The sequence below is a fragment of the Mycobacterium sp. IS-1590 genome (assembly GCF_001500025.1).
Classification (GTDB): domain Bacteria; phylum Actinomycetota; class Actinomycetes; order Mycobacteriales; family Mycobacteriaceae; genus Mycobacterium.
Genome location: NZ_LQIW01000048.1, coordinates 264,787 through 283,168, shown reverse-complemented (window position 1 = coordinate 283,168; position 18,382 = coordinate 264,787). Strand labels below are relative to the sequence as shown.

The window sequence follows — 18,382 nt, the reverse complement described above, 5'->3', positions numbered from 1 at the left end:
CCGGAAGCTAAGCCTGCCAGCGCCAATGATACTGCCCAACCCGGGCGGAAAAGTAGGACACCGCCGAACACAAATTAAGCTCTGTGGCCCCCAATTCGATTGGGGGCCACAGGCATTTGTGCGTCTGACTCCGGCGGCGAACGATGTCAGTCGAAGAGCGTCAGCGCGGGCGCGACCCGGCTCTTCTCCATCTCCAGCAATGCTCTCTTTCTGTCGAGGCCACCGCCGTACCCCGTGAGGCTGCCGTTGGCGCCGATCACCCGATGGCACGGCACGATGATCCCAATCGGATTGTGTCCGTTGGCCAACCCCACGGCCCGGAATGCGCCGGGCGTGCCGATCTGGCGGGCGATCTCGCCGTACGACCGCGTTTCCCCGTAGGGGATGGTCAGCAGCGCTGCCCAGACCTTTCGCTGGAACGCCGTACCAACCAGGTCGAGTTCGAGATCGAAGTCGGTGAGCTCACCGGCAAAGTACGCCTCGAGCTGTTCGACGGCCTCCGGGAATGCGCTTTCGTCGGCAACCCAACCTTCGCGACTCGGCTCATACGTTTGATCCACCATCCGCAGATGCATGAGCCGACCATCGCGACCTGCTAATGTCAATTGACCGACCGGGCTCGGCATCGTGCGAAATCGCAAGGCAGTCATCACTTCTCCTTCGGCGGCCAGTCGTTGACCGCATGATCGAGCGCGGTCCACAGATGCTGTGTCACGTACGAACGCCACGGTCGCCAGCGGACGCTGTGTTCGGCGAGCGAGCGCGCATCGGCGGGCAACCCGAGCTGTTCGGCGGCAAGCCGCACGCCAAGGTCGGTCACCGGGAATGCGTCGGGGTCTCCCAACCCGCGCATGGCGATGATCTCCGCGGTCCACGGGCCGATTCCGGGTAGCGCCTGCAATTGGTCACGCGCGCGGTCCCAATCGCAGCCCGCATCCAGCACCACGTCACCGTTGGCCAGCGCGCGGATCAGCGACATCAAGGACCGTTGCCGGGACTTCGGGAATGCCAGATGGGCGGGGTCGATCTCGGCGAGATGCTCGACCGGTGGGAGGACGTGTGTCAGACCGCCATTCGCATCGGTGATCGGTTGACCGTACGCACTCGCGAGGCGGCCGGCATGAGTGCGCGCCGCCTTCACCGACACCTGTTGGCCGAGTACCGCCCGTACCGCCAGTTCCTGTTCGTCGACGGTGCGGGGGATGCGTTGTCCCGGAGCCTTGGCGACCAGGGCGCTCAAGTCCGCGTCGGCGCCCAGGGCATCGACCACCACCTCCGGGTCCGCATCGAGGTCAAGCAGCCGCCGGCAGCGGGCGATCGTCGTGGCCAGATCACGGAAGTCGTCGAGGGCAACGCGGCATTGGACATGGTCCGGTTGCGGTGTGAGAGCGACGATTCCGCTGCCGTTGGGCAGGCGCAATGTCCGCCGATAGGTGCCGTCGCGCACCTCTTCGACGCCCGGCACCGCACTGGCAGCGAGGTGGCCGAACAATCCCTCGTAGGCGAACGGGGTGCGGACCGGCAGTCGCAGCGAGATGACCCCGGCACCGTCGTCGTTGCGGCCCAGGCGCGTTCGCGCGCGCTGGCGGAGTGCGGTCGGAGGAAGGTCATACACCGTTCGGACGGTGTCGTTGAACTGGCGGATGCTGGAGAAGCCTGATGCGAATGCGACGTCACTGAAGGGCAATTCGGTGGTTTCGATGAGCACACGTGCCGTCTGCGAACGCTGTGCCCGCGCCAACGCGAGCGGATTGGCGCCGACCTCTGCCTGTAGGAGCCGCTCGACCTGGCGGGTGGTGTATCCGAGTCTGGCGGCCAGTCCGGTCACCCCTTCGCGGTCGACGACGCCGTCGGCGATCAGCCGCATGGCCCGCGCAACGACATCGCCGCGGACATTCCACTCCGGCGAGCCCGGCGAGGCGTCGGGCCGGCACCGCTTACATGCGCGGAATCCGGCCTTCTGAGCGGCCGCCGCCGTCGGGTAGAACCGCATATTGCGCGCGTACGGCGGGCGGACCGGGCAGCTTGGTCGGCAATAGATCTTCGTGGTCAGCACCGCGGTGACGAACCAACCGTCGAACCGGGCGTCCTTGGACTGGACGGCCCGGTAGCAGCGGTCGAAATCGTCGTACATGTCTCTCACGATTACACGAGGCCACCGACAAGGCTGGCGGAAAACCGACATGGTCGTCGGGGGCCGACCGGGTACTGCCATGCCGCGCGGAACGGAATGCTTGACGGCGGAGTCGCGCCCGCCGTACGTTGATCCAAATAGTCGAACGTTCGAAACCCACGGAGACCGATGACGGGCGCGCAGCGGGTCGCAATGATCACGGGGGCGGCTCGCGGGCAGGGCAGGGCCCACGCCGTGCGCCTGGCCGCCGACGGCATCGACGTGATCGCGGTCGACATCTGTGCCGACATCGAGACCATTCCCTACCCCATGGGCACGCGCGAAGAACTCGAGGAAACCTGCCGTCTGGTCGAGGAGGCCGGGCAGCGGGCCAGTCCCCAGGTTGCCGACGTCCGCGAGTTCGACCAAGTCCGACAAGCGTTTTCGGCCGGTACCCATGACCTCGGCGTCGATTGTGCCGACATCGTGATCGCCAACGCCGGCGGGTGTGCCTACCCTTCCGACGTCGACGAGGCCCGCGCCTTCAAGGACGCGATCGACATCATGCTCGCCGGCGTGTGGAACACCGTGAAGGCCACCACCCCAGCACTCGTCGAGGCCGGTCGTCCCGGATCGGTGGTACTGACGAGCTCCACGGCCGCGGTCAAGGGTTTCACCGGCGGCTGGGGTGGCCTCGACGGCTACACGGCCGCGAAGTCGGGCATCCTCGGATTGATGCGCGTGTTCGCAAATGCGCTTGGGCCGCACAACATTCGCGTCAACGCCATACTGCCCACCGGCGTCGACTCCGGGATGACCCGCAACGAAGCGTTCTCCAGTTGGATCGCAACCGTCGCCGAGCGGCCGCTGGCCAACCTTCGCAACCTGCTGCCGAACGTCAACATCCTTCAGCCCGAGGACATCGCCGACGCGGTGGCATGGCTGGTCTCCGAGCGGGGCCGCTACATCACCGGCGTGTGCCTGCCCGTCGACGCCGGATTCTGCAACGTGTGAAGCGCGGCCCTTCCCGCGGGCCCGTCACTGCCAGTCGACCAGGTTATCCGCCAAGTCCGGCGCAACCTCGAAGATCGCCTGCGACGCAGTGGTCATGTGCTCACGCATGAGTTCGCGCGCCGCGTCCGGATCGCCGGCTTCGATGGCATCGGCAATGCGGATGTGATCGAAGTGCAGGCGGGTTCTCGTCATGTCACTGAAGAGGTTGGCGCCGCCTTGCGCGGTGCGGCTCGAGAAGATGTGGCTCACCGACTCGGTGAGAAGGTCGAGCGCCGGGTTCGGGCAGATGTCGCGGACCACGATGTGGAAGCGGCTGCCCGAGTCGACGTAGTCGTGGCTGGACAGCTTCTGCTCGGTCACCCGGGCCATCCCGCGGCGGCTCTCCTCGACCATCTGCGCGATCAGGTGCGGATCGGCCGAGCCCTCACGAACTCGCAGTGCGGCCCGTTCGGCCGCCAGCGGCTCGAGATAGATCATTGACTCGTTGACGTCGCGCATCGTCGCGTGGGCCAGCTGCAGATGCATCGTCATCGTCTCGCCGAAGCGTTGCGGCCCGCGGTGACCGACAACCGGACCGCCGCCGTTGCCCCGGCGGATCTCGACGATTCCCTGCAGCTCCAGCACCCGCAGCGCTTCGCGGATCGAGGCCCGGCCGACGCCGAACTCGGCGGCCATCGCCTGTTCGGTGGGAAGCGGGCTCCCGACCGACAGCTGATCCAGTGCGATGCGCCGAACGATGTCCTGGGCGATACCCAACGAGAGCTTGCCGCGACGGATCCGGGCAACCAGCTCCTGACGGGGACCGTCGGCCCGCCAGTCGTCAACCGTCATCGCTGATACCGCCTTGCCCGCAAACGCGTGAATACTCGGACATTCAGCGTACTCGTCGCAGCTCGGAAAGCTTGTGCGTCATCCAAATATAGGTATATTTGAGCAGTCGCCGTCACGACGGACATGGACGCCGTCGACGCCGGCATCGGGAGGATGCCATGCCGCTACAGGACCAGCACCAGATCATCTCCGTCGACGACCATCTGGTGGAGCACCCCCGCGTGTGGGTGGATCGCCTGCCCACGCGGTGGCACGAGGACGCACCGCAGATCAGGGACGTCAACGGCAGCCAGTTGTGGCACTACAACGGCGAGCGGTTCCCCACCATCGGACTCAACGCCGTAGCCGGTAAGCCTCGCGAGCAGTGGGGTGTGGACCCCGTGCGTTACGAGGACATGATCCCCGGGTGCTACGACCCCGCGATGCGGGTCAAGGACATGGACGTTGACGGCGTCCATGCCGCTTTGTGCTTCCCCTCGTTTCCCGGTTTCGCGGGAAGCACGTTCTTCCGCGGCAAGGACAAAGAGCTTGCGCGGCTGTGTATTCAAGCGTGGAACGACTTCCACATCGACGAATGGTGCGCCACGGCGCCAGACCGGTACATCCCGCTGGGGATGGTGCCGTTCTGGGATATCGACGCGGCGGTGGCCGAAGCCGAACGCCTCGTCGCGAAGGGCGCGCGGACGCTTTCGTTCCCCGACACCACATCGGTTTTCGGCCTCCCGTCATTCCACACCGATCACTGGGATCCGCTGTGGCAGCTCTGTTCGGACGCCGACCTTCCGGTGTCGCTGCACTTCGGTGCCGGCGGCTATGTGCCCGGCTTCTCGTTTTCCGGTGCGCCGTTCGCGCCCAAGACCATGAAAAGCAAAGCGGCCCCCTTCGCCGTGGCGATCGCCGTGTTCGCCACGAACTCCTGGTGGACGACGGTCGATCTGCTGTTGTCCGGCAAGCTCCAGCAGTTCCCAAACCTGAAGTTCTCCCTTGCCGAAGGCGGCATCGGCTGGGTTCCGTACATGCTCGAACGAACCGATTTCACCTGGGAACGGCACCGCTACTACCAGGACATCGACTTCGACGCCCGCCCCTCGGAGTTATTCCACCAACACTTCTGGACGTGTTTCATCGACGACGACCACGGGGTGGAGAGCCGGCACAAGATCGGCATCGATCGCATCATGCTGGAAAGCGACTTCCCGCACTCGGATTCCAACTGGCCGAACTGCCGTAAACGCGCCGCCGAAGCCCTGGCCGACGTCCCCGACGACGAAGTGGCGATGATCGCCGAAACGAACGCGCGCAACCTGTTTCACTTTCCGCGTTCGGCCTGATCCGGGCCGGGGTCAGGTGATGGCGCCGGCGATCTTCAGGTTCATGATCGTCTCGTCGTCGTACCCGCACGCGCGGAGCAGGTCGTCTGTGTGCTGTCCGTGTCCAGGGGCCGGCCGGAGTTCCCCGGGCGCCTCGTCGAACTGAACGGGGGCGGGCACCAACGGCAACCGGGCGCCGTTGTCGTAGTTCACCATCGTGAAGAATCCGTTGTCCCAGGCCTGCTGGTCGCTGAGCGTCTCGCGGGGTGACTGGACGATGCTCCACTGCCCTTCCTGGCTGTCGAGCACAGTCTTCCAATGCTCCAGTGGTTGTTCGGCGAACAACTCGTCCAGGAGTTCGACGCAGCGCTCGATGTTCTTGCGCCGGCACGAGGCGGTCGCGAATTGCGGATCGTCGATCCACTCGGGCCGACCGACGGCGCGGCAGAATCCCGGCCAGTACCGATCCGCTTCGAGCATGGCGAGGAAGACGAAACGGCCATCAGCGGTCCGGTAGACGTTGGCCAGGGGATTGCCGGGACGGCGGCGATCGCCCTTGACCAGTTGGTCGCGATCGGTGACATAGCTGCCCGCGATGCTCGATTGCATGGCCCACAGGCCCGCCGACAACAGCGACGCATCCACGACGGCACCCTCACCCGTGCGCTCGCGGTGGTACAGCGCGGCAGTGATACCGCCCGCGAGGTTCAGCCCCGCCTGGATGTCACCAACTGCGGGGCCGGGGAGATTGATGGGGTAGTCGTAATCGGCCGGCATGGCGGCCGTCGCCAAACCGGCACGCGCCCAGTAGGAGATGCCGTCGAAGCCGCCACGGTCAGCGTCGGGGCCCCGGACACCGTGACCGGTTCCTCTGGCGTAGATGATGCGCGGGTTCCGGGCCCGGACGTGTTCGGCGTCGATGCGCAGGCGCTGTCGGGCCGGCCCGAGGAAGTTCGTCAAGAAGACGTCCGACTGGTCGACGAGAGTCATCAACGCCTCGTATCCGTCGGGATGGGCGATGTCGATTCCCGCGCAACGCTTTCCGCGATTGAGCACCTCCCACAGCATGGTCACCCCGCCGTCGCCGGGCTTGACCCCGAACGCTGCGAGGCCGCGGATGGGGTCACCGGTCTCGGGGTGCTCGACCTTGATCACGTCGGCTCCCCAGTCGGCCAGTGCGCTGGCCGCGGCCGGGACGAAGCCGTACAGGGCCACCTCCAGCACCCGCACACCCTGCAGCACCTGGGTCACGTCAGACTCCTTCCGCACTGTCGGTGATCGGCGCCCAATGTGGCAGCAGCACCCCCGTCGCGTCGGCGCGCGTGAAGAACCGCATGCGCTGCCCCTCCCGCAGGGGCGGCGCCCCGTCGAGGTGCGCGATCAGCCGGACCGTGGGGTGTGCGGCGAGCGCGACCAGCGCGACGGTGTAGGGAACCGAGAATGCGCGGTGCACCGGATGATGCACGACCGCCCAGGAATACACGGTCGCCTCACCGTCGACCTCGCGCCAAGCCAGGCTGTCGGAAGCGCATCGCGGGCACATCGGCCGCGGCAGGTGGACCGGCCCATCGCAGGCGTCACACCACTGGACCGCGAGTATTCCGCGTTGTGCTGCTTGCCAGAATCCACCCGTGTCCGGGTCGTCGACGACAGGGGAGGGCGCATCGGTCATGGGGCGTCCTATGCGGTGGCGGTCAGCATCAGGGCGCCGGTCGCGGTCGGTAGTCCGGATGTCACGAGGCACACCTCGGCGCCGGACACCTGACTGGTCGAATCCCCACGGATCTGCCGCACTCCTTCGACCACGTGGTTGAGCCCGTGAATGTAGCCTTCGGACAAGTTGCCGCCCGCCGTGTTGATGGGCAGGCTGCCGCCGACACGCAGTGCGCCGGTCGCGGCGAACCGGCCGCCCTCGCCCTTGGCAGCGAAGCCGTAGTCCTCCAACTGGAGCAGCACGGTGATGGTGAAGCAGTCGTAGAACTGCGCGACGTCGACATCATCGGGTCCCAGACCTGCTCTGGCATACAAGGTTTCGGCGGTCCGGTTCGAAGGCTGTTCGACCAGGCTTTCTCGCATCAGCGCCGGGAAGACCAGGCCGGGTTGTTGGTGGGCATCGGCGCCCTGGGCCACCGCGCGGATCGACACCGGCGTCGAGGCCGTATCGCGCGCCCGTTCGCTGGAGGTCACCACGACGGCGCACGCGCCGTCTGTCTCCAGGCAGTAGTCGTAGAGCCGAAGCGGCTCGGTCACCGGCCGGGACTCCAGGTAGTCGGCCAAGGTCATCGGCTTGCCGTGCATCTGCGCGGCGGGATTGGCGTTGGCGTGCTCGCGACAGGCGAGTGCGATGGCACCCAGATGCTCGGGCTCGGTGCCGAATTCGATCATGTGACGACGGGCGATCAACGCGAACATCTGCCCGGGGGCCATCAGGCCGTAGGGAAGGAAGAACTCGTCGTACGAGCCGTTCCCACCGACGGGTGCGTTCTGGCGCCGCCCCCGGCCGAAGCGGGCGCCCGAACGCCCGTTGAGCGAGCGGAACACCAACACGGACCGCGCCAGCCCGGAGGCGATCGCCGCGCAAGCCTGCGCCACCATCCCGGCCGGGGCCGAACCCCCGGTGCCGGTCGATCCCCAGTAGGTCAACGCGGGCAGGCCCAGGACATCGGCGAGGTCGTTATGGCGCACGGTGTCCTGTTCGCAGCGCACGATGCCGTCGATATCGGCCGGTGACAGTCCGGCGTCAGCGATCGCTGCGGTGCACGCCCGGGCGGCCAGCGCCAGTTCGGTTCGCCCGGACTTTCTGCTGAAGTCGGTGGCGCCGATCCCGACGATCGCGCAGCGGTCACGCAGCGGATGCGGTGCCGGCGGGGCGGACATGAAAGCACCCTAGCGTCAAACACCTCAAATATGACAGTATTCGGGCTGGCCGTCGGAGTCGGCTGATACGCGACGCACACCGGCGGCACCCCCAGACTCGGAGGTTGCAGATGACCGACACCCTCGACGCCGCCGCGCCGGAGATCCCCATCGATCTGTACTCGGCGAAGTCGTTCAGCAACGGCCACCCCTTCGAGCAGTACCGGTGGCTACGGGCCAACGCACCCATCTACAAACACCCGGCCCCGGACGGCGGCTTCTTCTGGGCGGTGACGCGCAATGCCGACATCCGCCACATAGAGCACCATCCCGAGCTGTTTCAATCCTCACCGTCGGTCGGCATCGTGGACGCGGAGATCGAGGTCGGGTTCCTGTCGATGGACGCACCACGACACGCGCACTTCCGGAAAGTTATTGCCCCACGGTTGATTCCGGCACGGGTGAAGCACATGCTCCCGGACCTGCAGCGGTTGGCCTCCGGGATCGTCGACGAGGTGGCCGGTGTCGGCGAGTGTGACGTGGTGGAGCTGGCCGGTCAGATGGCCGGCTACACGGCGGCGGCGCTGCTGGGCATACCCCGCGAGCACGGCCATCGCCTCCACGAGTTGTTCATGATCACGCACAGCTCCCCGGACATCGTGGGGGAGGAGGCGTTTCACGCGGCGTTCATCGAGATGGCCGGTATGGGCTTCGAGGCGTTCGCCGCCAAGAGGGAGAATCCCGCCGATGACGTGTTGAGCGCCTACGCGAACATGGAAGTCGACGGTCGCCCCATCACTGATATGGAGTTCATCGGCAACTTCATACTCCTCACCGACGGCAGCCTCGACACGTCGCGCAATCTCATCTCGGGCGGGATGAAGCTGTTGTTCGATCATCCGGAGGTGCGCCGACGCCTGGTCGAGGATCTCGACGCGCTCCTGCCGGGTGCGATCGAGGAGATGCTGCGATTGCTCTCGCCGGTGGTCTACATCCGCCGCCTGGCCACCGAGGACACCGAGCTGGCCGGTCAGCCGATCGCCAAAGGTGAGCGCGTGGTGATGTACTACGGGTCCGGCAATCGCGACGAGAGCGTCTATGAGGACCCGGAAGCCTTCGACATCGACCGTAAACGCAGCGAACACATCGCATTCGGTGGCGGCGGTCCACATTTCTGCGTCGGCTCGCATCTGGGCCGGGCGGAAGGCGCGGTGATGATCCGTGAGCTGCTCACGCGTCTACCCGACATCGAGCAGGCCGGCCCCGAGACATGGGCGGCGACCAGTCTCACCTCCGGCCTGTCATCCCTCCCCGTGCGCTTTACGCCGAGGCCCACCTAACGAGCCGGTTTCGGCCTGCTAACGATTCGCACTTGTCTCCCATTGTCAGGTGCGCAGATGGCGATGTCGTGGTGTCGTGGAAGCAATGTCGAATCGAGGTTGGTTTCTGCTCGGTGCCGTGGCCGCGTGTTCGGCCGCGGCCGCGTTCACCCTGCCCTCCGCGGCCGCCGCGCCGGCGACGGACGCCCGCGGCTACGTCGACTCGACCGCGCGGTGTGCGGCGCCCTATTCGGTGGTCGTGTTCGGCAGCACCGCGTCGTCGCGCGTGGCGATCTGCGAGACACCCAACGGCGGATACGAGTACCGCGGGGTGCGGTTGCGCGACGGCGCGAAGCTGATCAAAACCGCTGAGAAATCAGGCAACACGTTCACGGTGGACAACAACGGGATCACCTACACCGTGTCCGAGGAGTCGCTGGTCCTGGCCGAAGGGTCGCGGGTCATCCGCGACGAGGCGATGGTGGATTTCCACGAGGTCTCCGCGTCGAGCCCGGGGATGTCGCCGCCCGAGGCGAGTTCGGCACCCACGACATCGCAGAAGCCGCTGCCGCCACCGCTGCCCGCCGAGGTGGGGCACGACGAGAGCTGACGGGACCGGACCCACACCCGCCGACTCGCTGCCGATTGAACTCGAAACGCTCGGTTGAGATTTCGGTCCTACACGGTGGTGAAGGCCTACGATCCGGACAGGGTCGCCATGGCGGTCGTCAGCGACTGCATCGTGCGGTCGCGCTCGTCGCCCATTCCGACGAGGGTGTCGACGATCAACGGTCCGAGTATCTGAGTCAGGCCATGCCCCTCGTGTCCGAAGAATCCGGCGACCTCCAGCAGCACCGCACCGTGGCTGATGCTCCACAGCCGCCCCGCGACGGCCGCCTCCCCGTCGTCGCGGATGCGCCCGGCCGCGATCATCCGGCGCACACCGTTGAGCAGTGCACTGAACGACACCGCCCACTCGCTTCGGGCGCTGGCACTGCCGGTCACCGTGAGATCGGCGTGGTACCGGTTCAACGACTCGGCCGCGGTGCCGAACATCAACTGGTAGCGCTGCGGGTTCTGCAGCGCGAACTCCCGGTAGCGGGCGCCCATCACGAAGAAGTCCGCGACCGGATCCTCGGTCGGTGTGATCTCGGTCAGTGCCCGTGCGAAGCGGGTGAACGATTCGCCGGCGATCGCATCGATCAGACCCGACATGCCCCCGAAGTGGGTGTACACCGCCATCGTTGAGGTGCCGGTTTCGGCGGCGAGCTTGCGCGCGCTCAACGCGGCCAGGCCGTCGCGCTCGAGGACGCGGATGCCTGCGTCGACCAATTGCTCTCGAGCGTCGCTCACCCTTGCCATGCTTCCATAACGGTGTTATACAGGGAACGTCATAACACTGTTATAGGGATGTTCCGATGACGAACCGTTACCTCGAAGGCCCCTTCGCGCCGATCCACGACGAGCACACCCTGACCGACCTCGAGGTCACCGGGACGATTCCCGAGCACCTCGACGGCCGTTATCTGCGCAACGGCCCGAACCCGATCGGCGAGCTCGACCCCGAGCTGTATCACTGGTTCATCGGAGACGGGATGGTGCACGGGATCCGGATTCGCGACGGCAGGGCCGAGTGGTATCGCAACCGGTGGGTCCGTGGCCCGCAGACCGCGCGGGCTCTGGGAGAACAGCCGCCGAAGGGGCACTTCCCGATCTCGGGAATCGGCGCCAACACCAACGTCATCGGGCATGCCGGCAAGACGATCGCGCTGATCGAGTCCGGCGTCACCAACGTCGAACTCACCGACGAGCTCGACACCGTCGGCGCCTGCGATTTCGACGGGACGCTGACCGGCGGTTACACCGCGCATCCCAAGCGCGACCCCGACAGTGGTGAGTTGCACGCCGTCTCCTACAGCATGTATCGCGGCAACACGGTCGAGTACTCGGTGATCGACGCCGGCGGGCGCGCGCGGCGCACGGTCGACATCGAGGTGGCGGGTAGCCCGATGATGCACGACTTCTCGCTGACCGAGAACCACGTCGTGTTCTACGACCTGCCGGTGACGTTCGACACCGGTATGGCAGTCCAGATGACGGTTCCGCGCGGTCTTCGTTTCGTCTCCCGGCTGGCGTTGTCGGCCGTCATCGGTCGGGTGCGGATCCCCGATCCGATCAGTGCGCGGCAACCGCGGGGTGAGACGACCGATCGCCGGTTCCCGTACTCGTGGAACCCTCGGTATCCGGCGCGGGTCGGCGTGATGCCGCGTGAGGGCGGCAACGCCGATGTGCGCTGGTTCGACGTCGAGCCCTGTTACGTGTTTCATCCGATGAACGCCTACGACGACGGCGACACCATCGTGCTCGACGTCGTGCGTCACCCGAAGATGTTCGACACCAACCACCTTGGACCCGACGAGGGCCCCCCGACGCTCGACCGCTGGACGGTCGATCTCGCCGACGGCAAGGTCCGCGAATCGCGCATCGACGATCGCGGTCAGGAATTTCCCCGCGTCGACGAACGCCGCGTCGGTAAACGGCACCGCTACGGGTATGCGCCCAGCGTCGGCGAGGGCGAGGCCGCCGACGTCCTGATCAAGCACGATCTCATCGGCGGCAGAACCCAGTCGCGATCGTTCGGTGACGGAAAAGTGCTCGGGGAGTTCGTCTTCGAGCCATCGTCACCGGATGCCGCCGAGGACGACGGCGTGTTGATGGGCTATGTCTATGACCGCCGCACCGACCGCAGCGAGCTGGCGCTGCTCGACGCGCAGACTCTGGAAGACATCGCGAGCATCCACCTGCCGCACCGTGTGCCCGCGGGATTCCACGGAAACTGGGTACCGGCCTAGGATTGCGCCATGGCCGAACTGGTGCAGCGGTTCCTGGACCAGATCAGAGAGCAGCACGCTGACAACGACGAAGGGGCGCTGGCCGACTACATCCCCGAACTGAGACGCGCCGACCCCACGAAATTCGGCCTGTCGCTGTCCATGGCCGATGGCTATGTCTATGAATCCGGCGACACGGCAGTCGAATTCACCATCCAGTCGATATCGAAGCCGTTCACCTACGCGCTCGCGCTCGAGCGCATCGGCATGGACGCCGTCGACGCCAAGATCGGCGTCGAACCCTCCGGCGAGGCGTTTAACCAGATCAGCGTCGATGAAACCACCAAGACGCCGAAGAACCCGATGATCAACGCCGGTGCGATCGCCGCGGCCTCCCTGATACCGGGTGCCACCGCCGACGAGCGGTTCAACCAGATTCACGAGTTCTATTCGGCGTTCGCGGGCCGCGAACTCGCGATCGATCACGACGTCTACGGTTCAGAGCAGGCCACCGGGAGCCGCAACCGCGCGATCGCCTACATGCTGCAGAGTTTCGGCGTGCTCGACGGTGATCCCGACGAAACCCTCGACGTCTACTTCCGGCAGTGTTCGATCAAGGTGACCAGCACCGATCTGGCCGTCATGGCCGCGACGCTGGCCCGCGGTGGCGTCGAGCCGGTGGCTGGGCGGCAGGTGGCCAGCGCGGCGGTCGTGCAACGCACGCTGAGCGTGATGGTCACGTGCGGGATGTACGACGCGGCAGGGGATTGGGTGAGCGCCGTCGGCATGCCCGCCAAGAGCGGTGTCGGCGGCGGCATCGCCGCCGTGTTGCCCGGGCAGCTCGGAATCGGCGTCTATTCGCCCCGTTTGGACACCAAGGGCAACAGCGTGCGGGGGACCGAGGTGTGTCGCAGCCTGTCGGCGGATCTCGGCCTGCACTTCCTCGCCCACACCCGCGAGTCCCGCTCCACGATCCGCAACGCGTACGACGTCGAACCGGGCGTGCGGATTTTCGAGCTGCACGGCGACCTGTTGTTCGCCGGTGCCGAGCAGGTGCTGCGCAGGGTCTATTGCGAGCGCGACGCATTCGACGTCGCGGTTCTGGAGTTGTCACGGGTCGACGACATCGACGACGCGGCGCGTCGCATGTTCGCGGGCATGCGCGCATCGCTCGTCGCCGCGGGCAAGGAGGGCTACGTGGTCGACCCCGACGGGGTTCTGACCGCGAGCCACACCGAAGGCTTCGATGTCAAGGTGTACAGCACGCTCGAGGACGCGCTGCGCGCCACGGCGAACCCAAACCCCGGTGACTCAGGCGGGTAAGGCCAACCTCGTCGGCGCGTCGTGGCCCCGCAACGTCACCTCGTCGCCCAATCGCCAGTGCGCGCACTCGGTTTCGCTGGCGCCGGACAGCGCGTCGGAGCTGGCGAGAATGTGTCCGGGGGTTTCCTTGGCCAGTTCACACAAGCGTGCCGCCTCGTTGACGGGCTCGCCGATGACCGTGTACTCGAAACGTTCCCGGGCGCCGACGTTGCCGGCCACCGCTTCGCCGGCGGCCACCCCGATGCCGGCGTCGAACTCGGGCACCTCCTCGTGGAGACGCCGCGCGATCGCCCGTGCGGCGGCCAGCGCCGAATCCTCCGGTTTCTCCAGATGCACCGGCGCCCCGAACACCGCGAGTGCGCCGTCGCCCTCGAACTTGTTGACGAAGCCGTGGTGACGATCCACTTCCTCGACGACCAGCGCGAAGAACCGGTTGAGAAGGCCGACGACCTCGGTCGCGCGCTTGGCCGTGACCAGCTTCGTCGACCCGATGATGTCGACGAAGATCACCGCGACGTGCCGTTCCTCGCCGCCGAGCTTGGGCCGCTGTTTCTCCGCCTCGGCGGCGACCTCCCGGCCCACATGGCGTCCGAAGATGTCACGCAGGCGCTCGCGTTCCTTGAGCCCCTGCACCATCGAGTTGAACCCCCGCTGCAGCTCGCCGAGTTCGGTGCCGTCGAAAACAACGAGATTGCAGTCCAGATCGCCCTCCTCGACGTGCTTGAGGGCCGATCGCACGACCCGTACCGGGGTGGCGATGAGCCACGACAGCAGCCACATCAGGGTCAGCCCGAAGGCGAGCGCGATCACCGCGATGATCATCACGGCCACTGCGAATTGGGTGGCGGTGAGGTTCCGCAGCGCCAGCGCGAACACCGCGAGCAGAAGGATGCCCAGCACCGGCACCCCGGAACTGAGCAGCCAGACCGTCATGGTTCGGCCCATGACGCCGTGCGCCAACCGCCGCGGAGGGCGACCGGCCTCGAGCGCCTGGGCAGCGATCGGGCGCAGAGCGAACTCGGTGATCATGTAGCAGGCGGTGGCCACCACGATGCCGGGGAAGCCGACCGCGAGCAGGAACCGGGGAATGAACGCCGGGTCCTGCATGCCGTACAGCACGGTCAGGATCACCGTGCCGACGCCCCACAGCAGAAGGAGCTTCTTGGCAACCCGCCACGGCGCCAGGAAGACATTCCGCTGGTCTTCTCGGGTGGGTGCCCGCTCCTCGATGGCCCACCGCAGCGAGCCGACGGTGCGCGACGTGATCCAGGTCGTTCCGAAGACGAGCGCGACCACCATGTAGGCCGGCACGACGCCCCAGGTCAGCCAGGCAGGTGCGTCGGTGAAGACGCTGGGAACCGGGATGGCCACCCCGTTGAGCAGCAGCGAGACCGCGATACCGAGGATGTTGGTGAACAGAATGAAGAACGTCAGGATCACCTGAATACGCACGCGTCGGCGCGCCTGACTTTCTTGGGGCTTCCCGAGTAACCACGACCCGTATTCCGGGGTGCCCAAGCGTCCGCTCTGGCGGGTCACCGTCTCCAGGACGCGACCCAGCCGCTGCGCGACGCTCCTGTTAACGGTCATCGTCCCCTCAGCCTAAATCGCCCGGCGGCGGCCTAAGGTGGTCGGGTGCGTCTCGTGATCGCCCAGTGCACAGTCGACTACGTCGGACGCCTGACCGCACACCTGCCGTCAGCGCGGCGGCTGCTGCTGATCAAGGCGGATGGTTCGGTGAGCGTGCACGCCGACGACCGTGCCTACAAACCGCTGAACTGGATGACCCCGCCGTGTCGTCTCACCGAGGACACTTCCGGGCCGACGCCCGTGTGGGTGGTCGAGAACAAGGCGGGTGAGCAGCTGAGGATCACTGTCGAAGACATCGAACACGACTCGAGCCACGAGCTCGGCGTCGATCCCGGCCTGGTCAAGGATGGCGTGGAAGCGCATCTGCAGGAGCTGCTGGCCGAGCACGTCGAATTGCTGGGGGCGGGCTACACGCTGGTGCGGCGCGAGTACATGACCGCGATCGGCCCGGTCGACCTGCTGTGTCGCGACGCGAACGGCGGGTCGGTCGCGGTCGAGATCAAGCGCCGCGGCGAGATCGACGGGGTAGAGCAGCTCACCCGTTATCTCGAACTGCTCAACCGCGACAGCCTGCTGGCCCCGGTCGCCGGCGTCTTCGCCGCACAACAGATCAAGCCGCAGGCCCGCACGCTGGCCACCGACCGCGGCATTCGCTGCGTCACGTTGGATTACGACAAGATGCGCGGTATGGACAGCGACGAGTTCCGGCTGTTCTGATGGCCCGCAAGCGGCCCCGTCGGCGTTCCGAGCGGCCGCCGGCGCCGCTGCCTGCGTCCCGCCGTGTCGAGACGGGGCCCGACGGCTACGACTACGAGGTGCGTCCGATCGCCGCCGCACGTGCCACCAAGACGTACCGGTGTCCGGGGTGTGATCATGAAATCCGGCCCGGGACAGCGCATGTCGTGGTGCTTCCGGCCGATATGGGGGAGCGGGCGGTCGACGACCGTCGGCACTGGCACACGCCGTGCTGGGCGCACCGCGCTACTCGCGGTCCGACCCGCAGGTGGTCCTAGTGGTCGTCGTGCTTGTCGGAGGCCGGCTCGACGAGCTCGACGAGGACCCCGCCGGCATCCTTGGGATGGATGAAGTTGATCCGCGAGTTCGCGGTGCCGCGACGTGGGGCGTCGTAGAGCAGCCGAACGCCGTCAGCGCGCAAACGCTCGCTGAGCGCGTCGATGTCGCTGACGCGGTAGGCCAATTGCTGAAGACCGGGGCCGCGCTTGTCGATGAACTTGGCGATCGTCGAGGTCTCGTCCAGCGGCGCCATCAACTGAATCTGCGCGCTGCCGACGGGGGCGCCACGCACCGAGAGCATCGCCTCGCGCACACCCTGGTCCTCGTTGATCTCCTCGTGAAGGACGATCATGCCGAGGTGATCGTGGTACCACTTGATCGCGGCGTCGAGGTCCGGAACCGCGATCCCCACGTGGTCGATCGCCGTCACGAGTGCGCTGGCGAGCGCCGGACGTGCGTCTACGTGTTCGGTGGTCATAACGTAACGGTAACCTTGAGACAGATGTTTGCGGAATGTGTCATGGAACACACACCGCTATACCCACTTTTTGGAGGTAGTAAATGACCACGTCGGTGATCGTTGCCGGGGCACGTACACCCGTCGGCAAGCTGATGGGCTCGCTGAAGGACTTTTCCGGCAGCGATCTCGGCGCGATCGCGATCAAGGGGGCGCTGGAGAAGGCCAAGGTTCCCGCCTCCGCCGTCGAATACGTGATCATGGGCCAGGTCCTCACCGCGGGCGCCGGGCAGATGCCGGCCCGGCAGGCGGCCGTCGCGGCGGGCATCGGCTGGGACGTGCCCTCGCTGACGATCAACAAGATGTGCCTGTCAGGTATCGACGCGATCGCGCTGGCCGACCAGTTGATCCGCGCCGGTGAGTTCGACGTCGTCGTGGCCGGCGGCCAGGAGTCGATGACCCGGGCGCCGCACCTGCTGATGAACAGCCGGGCGGGCTACAAGTACGGCGACGTCACGGTGCTCGATCACATGGCATACGACGGTCTGCACGACGTGTTCACCGACCAGCCGATGGGCGCGCTCACCGAGCAGCGCAACGAGGTCGACCAGTTCACCCGCGCCGAACAGGACGAGTTCGCGGCCCGTTCGCACCAGAAGGCCGCTGCCGCATGGAAAGACGGCGTCTACGCCGATGAGGTGGTGCCGGTGCAGATCCCGCAGCGCAAGGGTGACCCGCTGGAGTTCTCCGAGGACGAAGGCATCCGCGCCAACACCACCGTCGAGTCGCTGGCCGGTCTGAAGCCGGCATTCCGCAAGGACGGAACCATCACCGCCGGGTCGGCCTCGCAAATCTCCGACGGTGCGTGCGCCGTGGTCGTGATGAACAAGGACAAGGCGCAGGAGCTGGGGCTGTCGTGGCTGTGTGAGATCGGTGCGCACGGCGTGGTCGCCGGCCCGGACTCCACGCTGCAGTCGCAACCGGCCAACGCCATCAAGAAGGCGGTTGCGCGCGAGGGCATCTCGGTCGATCAGCTCGACGTCATCGAGATCAACGAGGCGTTCTCCGCGGTCGCGCTGGCCTCGACGAAGGAGCTCGGAGTCGATCCCGAGAAGGTCAACGTCAACGGCGGCGCTATCGCCATCGGGCACCCGATCGGCATGTCGGGCGCCCGCATCACGCTGCATGCCGCGCTCGAGCTGGCCCGGCGGGGTTCGGGTTATGCCGTCGCGGCGCTGTGCGGTGCCGGCGGGCAGGGTGATGCGCTGATCCTCCGGGCGCCGTAAGCGTCTACGACGCCACGTAGTAATCGGCCCGGCTTTCGGGCACAATGGCGGCCATGACTCGCCTGCTCAACCAGCGCACCGTCGCGGGATGGTTTCGTTTCGTCGCCTTGCTCGAGGCGGTGAGCTGGGTCGGACTGCTGATCGGTATGTACTTCAAGTACCTCGGCGCCCCGCGCACCGAGATCGGCGTCAAGGTGTTCGGACCGGCCCACGGAGCCGTCTTCGTGGCATTCGTCGCTCTGGGGCTGCTGGCGGCCGTGATGTTCAGGTGGGCGACCGGTACGTGGTTGCTGGGCATCGTCGCGAGCATCGTGCCGCTCGCCAGCGTGGTCTTCCTCATATGGGTGGAGCGCACCGGCCGGTTGGGAGCCGAGTCCGCCGTCGCGCCCATCGCCCAACCAGGGCAGCCGGTTGCCGAAACGACGTGACAAACTTATG

19 protein-coding genes are annotated in these 18,382 nt (G+C 66.5%); 10 read left to right on the top strand and 9 right to left on the bottom strand.

Annotation, left to right across the window (positions count from 1 at the left end):
- Positions 1-146: 146 nt before the first annotated feature.
- On the bottom strand, positions 147-650 hold the full coding sequence (locus AU197_RS22400) for a methylated-DNA--[protein]-cysteine S-methyltransferase (RefSeq protein WP_064405618.1): 504 nt from the start codon (positions 648-650) through the stop codon (positions 147-149).
- Positions 650-2,134 carry a DNA-3-methyladenine glycosylase 2 family protein gene (locus AU197_RS22395; protein ID WP_064405553.1) on the bottom strand — a complete coding sequence of 495 codons (1,485 nt, stop codon included), beginning with the start codon at positions 2,132-2,134 and terminating at the stop codon, positions 650-652. Before AU197_RS22395 ends, AU197_RS22400 begins: the two co-directional genes overlap by 1 nt.
- A 168-nt stretch (positions 2,135-2,302) precedes the next feature.
- On the opposite strand from AU197_RS22395, the gene AU197_RS22390 reads away from it, so the two are divergent.
- Positions 2,303-3,127: a mycofactocin-coupled SDR family oxidoreductase gene (locus AU197_RS22390; protein WP_064405549.1), complete on the top strand. Its 825-nt coding sequence runs from the start codon at positions 2,303-2,305 to the stop codon at positions 3,125-3,127.
- A gap of 24 nt (positions 3,128-3,151) precedes the next feature.
- On the opposite strand, the gene AU197_RS22385 is transcribed toward AU197_RS22390, so the two are convergent.
- Positions 3,152-3,958, bottom strand: coding sequence for a FadR/GntR family transcriptional regulator (locus AU197_RS22385; RefSeq protein ID WP_064405548.1), 807 nt, complete (start codon positions 3,956-3,958; stop codon positions 3,152-3,154).
- A gap of 158 nt (positions 3,959-4,116) precedes the next feature.
- Between AU197_RS22385 and AU197_RS22380 the strand changes: the two genes are divergently transcribed.
- Complete coding sequence (locus AU197_RS22380) at positions 4,117-5,289, top strand: amidohydrolase family protein (RefSeq protein ID WP_064405545.1); 1,173 nt, start codon at positions 4,117-4,119, stop codon at positions 5,287-5,289.
- 12 nt (positions 5,290-5,301) lie between these two features.
- On the opposite strand, the gene AU197_RS22375 is transcribed toward AU197_RS22380, so the two are convergent.
- Genes AU197_RS22375 through AU197_RS22365 form a run of 3 tightly spaced genes read right to left on the bottom strand, consistent with a single transcriptional unit; the run spans position 5,302 to position 8,145 of the window.
- On the bottom strand, positions 5,302-6,519 hold the full coding sequence (locus tag AU197_RS22375) for a CaiB/BaiF CoA transferase family protein (protein ID WP_064405543.1): 1,218 nt from the start codon (positions 6,517-6,519) through the stop codon (positions 5,302-5,304).
- Position 6,520: 1 nt separating this feature from the next.
- Entirely contained in the window at positions 6,521-6,940 is a 420-nt protein-coding gene (locus tag AU197_RS22370) for a Zn-ribbon domain-containing OB-fold protein (RefSeq protein WP_064405541.1), read from the bottom strand.
- Positions 6,941-6,948: 8 nt separating this feature from the next.
- The gene (locus AU197_RS22365; RefSeq protein ID WP_064405540.1) at positions 6,949-8,145 is read right to left on the bottom strand and encodes a thiolase C-terminal domain-containing protein; all 1,197 of its coding nucleotides are present in this window, start codon (positions 8,143-8,145) and stop codon (positions 6,949-6,951) included.
- Positions 8,146-8,255: 110 nt separating this feature from the next.
- Here AU197_RS22365 and AU197_RS22360 point away from each other — a divergent pair, with 110 nt between their 5' ends.
- Both AU197_RS22360 and AU197_RS22355 read left to right on the top strand, forming a co-directional pair.
- Positions 8,256-9,464: a cytochrome P450 gene (locus AU197_RS22360; RefSeq protein ID WP_064405538.1), complete on the top strand. Its 1,209-nt coding sequence runs from the start codon at positions 8,256-8,258 to the stop codon at positions 9,462-9,464.
- Positions 9,465-9,549: 85 nt separating this feature from the next.
- Positions 9,550-10,053, top strand: coding sequence for a hypothetical protein (locus tag AU197_RS22355; protein ID WP_064405536.1), 504 nt, complete (start codon positions 9,550-9,552; stop codon positions 10,051-10,053).
- An 86-nt stretch (positions 10,054-10,139) separates the two neighbouring features.
- Here AU197_RS22355 and AU197_RS22350 read toward each other — a convergent pair whose 3' ends face one another.
- Positions 10,140-10,805, bottom strand: coding sequence for a TetR/AcrR family transcriptional regulator (locus AU197_RS22350; protein ID WP_502687898.1), 666 nt, complete (start codon positions 10,803-10,805; stop codon positions 10,140-10,142).
- Positions 10,806-10,861: 56 nt separating this feature from the next.
- Between AU197_RS22350 and AU197_RS22345 the strand changes: the two genes are divergently transcribed.
- Together AU197_RS22345 and glsA are read left to right on the top strand one after the other, a co-directional pair.
- Positions 10,862-12,295, top strand: a complete 1,434-nt coding sequence (locus tag AU197_RS22345) for a carotenoid oxygenase family protein (RefSeq protein ID WP_064405531.1) — start codon at positions 10,862-10,864, stop codon at positions 12,293-12,295.
- A gap of 9 nt (positions 12,296-12,304) precedes the next feature.
- Complete coding sequence (gene glsA, locus AU197_RS22340) at positions 12,305-13,597, top strand: glutaminase A (RefSeq protein WP_064405529.1); 1,293 nt, start codon at positions 12,305-12,307, stop codon at positions 13,595-13,597.
- Here glsA and AU197_RS22335 read toward each other — a convergent pair.
- Positions 13,586-15,187, bottom strand: coding sequence for an adenylate/guanylate cyclase domain-containing protein (locus tag AU197_RS22335; RefSeq protein ID WP_064405527.1), 1,602 nt, complete (start codon positions 15,185-15,187; stop codon positions 13,586-13,588). The two genes, glsA and AU197_RS22335, sit on opposite strands and share 12 nt — an antisense overlap.
- A gap of 45 nt (positions 15,188-15,232) precedes the next feature.
- Between AU197_RS22335 and nucS the strand changes: the two genes are divergently transcribed.
- Both nucS and AU197_RS26720 read left to right on the top strand, forming a co-directional pair.
- The gene (gene nucS, locus AU197_RS22330; protein WP_064405525.1) at positions 15,233-15,904 is read left to right on the top strand and encodes an endonuclease NucS; all 672 of its coding nucleotides are present in this window, start codon (positions 15,233-15,235) and stop codon (positions 15,902-15,904) included.
- Positions 15,904-16,200: an Rv1322 family protein gene (locus AU197_RS26720; RefSeq protein WP_082696802.1), complete on the top strand. Its 297-nt coding sequence runs from the start codon at positions 15,904-15,906 to the stop codon at positions 16,198-16,200. Before nucS ends, AU197_RS26720 begins: the two co-directional genes overlap by 1 nt.
- Here the strand turns inward: AU197_RS26720 and mce are convergent.
- The gene (gene mce, locus AU197_RS22325) at positions 16,197-16,679 is read right to left on the bottom strand and encodes a methylmalonyl-CoA epimerase (RefSeq protein ID WP_064405523.1); all 483 of its coding nucleotides are present in this window, start codon (positions 16,677-16,679) and stop codon (positions 16,197-16,199) included. The two genes, AU197_RS26720 and mce, sit on opposite strands and share 4 nt — an antisense overlap.
- 83 nt (positions 16,680-16,762) lie before the next feature.
- Here mce and AU197_RS22320 point away from each other — a divergent pair, with 83 nt between their 5' ends.
- Together AU197_RS22320 and AU197_RS22315 are read left to right on the top strand one after the other, a co-directional pair.
- Complete coding sequence (locus AU197_RS22320) at positions 16,763-17,944, top strand: acetyl-CoA C-acetyltransferase (protein WP_064405520.1); 1,182 nt, start codon at positions 16,763-16,765, stop codon at positions 17,942-17,944.
- 44 nt (positions 17,945-17,988) lie between these two features.
- Entirely contained in the window at positions 17,989-18,372 is a 384-nt protein-coding gene (locus AU197_RS22315) for a DUF3817 domain-containing protein (protein WP_156434515.1), read from the top strand.
- The last annotated feature ends 10 nt before the right edge of the window (positions 18,373-18,382 follow it).

Excerpts from the sequence above, each read along its gene's own strand:
- AU197_RS22335 (WP_064405527.1), bottom strand. The coding sequence starts at position 15,187 with ATGACCGTTAACAGGAGCGTCGCGCAGCGGCTGGGTCGCGTCCTGGAG.
- AU197_RS22345 (WP_064405531.1), top strand. The coding sequence starts at position 10,862 with ATGACGAACCGTTACCTCGAAGGCCCCTTCGCGCCGATCCACGACGAG.
- AU197_RS22365 (WP_064405540.1), bottom strand. The coding sequence starts at position 8,145 with ATGTCCGCCCCGCCGGCACCGCATCCGCTGCGTGACCGCTGCGCGATC.
- AU197_RS22315 (WP_156434515.1), top strand. The coding sequence starts at position 17,989 with ATGGCGGCCATGACTCGCCTGCTCAACCAGCGCACCGTCGCGGGATGG.
- AU197_RS22355 (WP_064405536.1), top strand. The coding sequence starts at position 9,550 with ATGTCGAATCGAGGTTGGTTTCTGCTCGGTGCCGTGGCCGCGTGTTCG.
- AU197_RS22390 (WP_064405549.1), top strand. The coding sequence starts at position 2,303 with ATGACGGGCGCGCAGCGGGTCGCAATGATCACGGGGGCGGCTCGCGGG.
- AU197_RS22350 (WP_502687898.1), bottom strand. The coding sequence starts at position 10,805 with ATGGCAAGGGTGAGCGACGCTCGAGAGCAATTGGTCGACGCAGGCATC.
- AU197_RS22360 (WP_064405538.1), top strand. The coding sequence starts at position 8,256 with ATGACCGACACCCTCGACGCCGCCGCGCCGGAGATCCCCATCGATCTG.
- AU197_RS22370 (WP_064405541.1), bottom strand. The coding sequence starts at position 6,940 with ATGACCGATGCGCCCTCCCCTGTCGTCGACGACCCGGACACGGGTGGA.
- mce (WP_064405523.1), bottom strand. The coding sequence starts at position 16,679 with ATGACCACCGAACACGTAGACGCACGTCCGGCGCTCGCCAGCGCACTC.
- AU197_RS26720 (WP_082696802.1), top strand. The coding sequence starts at position 15,904 with ATGGCCCGCAAGCGGCCCCGTCGGCGTTCCGAGCGGCCGCCGGCGCCG.
- AU197_RS22395 (WP_064405553.1), bottom strand. The coding sequence starts at position 2,134 with ATGTACGACGATTTCGACCGCTGCTACCGGGCCGTCCAGTCCAAGGAC.
- AU197_RS22385 (WP_064405548.1), bottom strand. The coding sequence starts at position 3,958 with ATGACGGTTGACGACTGGCGGGCCGACGGTCCCCGTCAGGAGCTGGTT.
- glsA (WP_064405529.1), top strand. The coding sequence starts at position 12,305 with ATGGCCGAACTGGTGCAGCGGTTCCTGGACCAGATCAGAGAGCAGCAC.
- AU197_RS22400 (WP_064405618.1), bottom strand. The coding sequence starts at position 650 with ATGACTGCCTTGCGATTTCGCACGATGCCGAGCCCGGTCGGTCAATTG.
- AU197_RS22320 (WP_064405520.1), top strand. The coding sequence starts at position 16,763 with ATGACCACGTCGGTGATCGTTGCCGGGGCACGTACACCCGTCGGCAAG.
- AU197_RS22380 (WP_064405545.1), top strand. The coding sequence starts at position 4,117 with ATGCCGCTACAGGACCAGCACCAGATCATCTCCGTCGACGACCATCTG.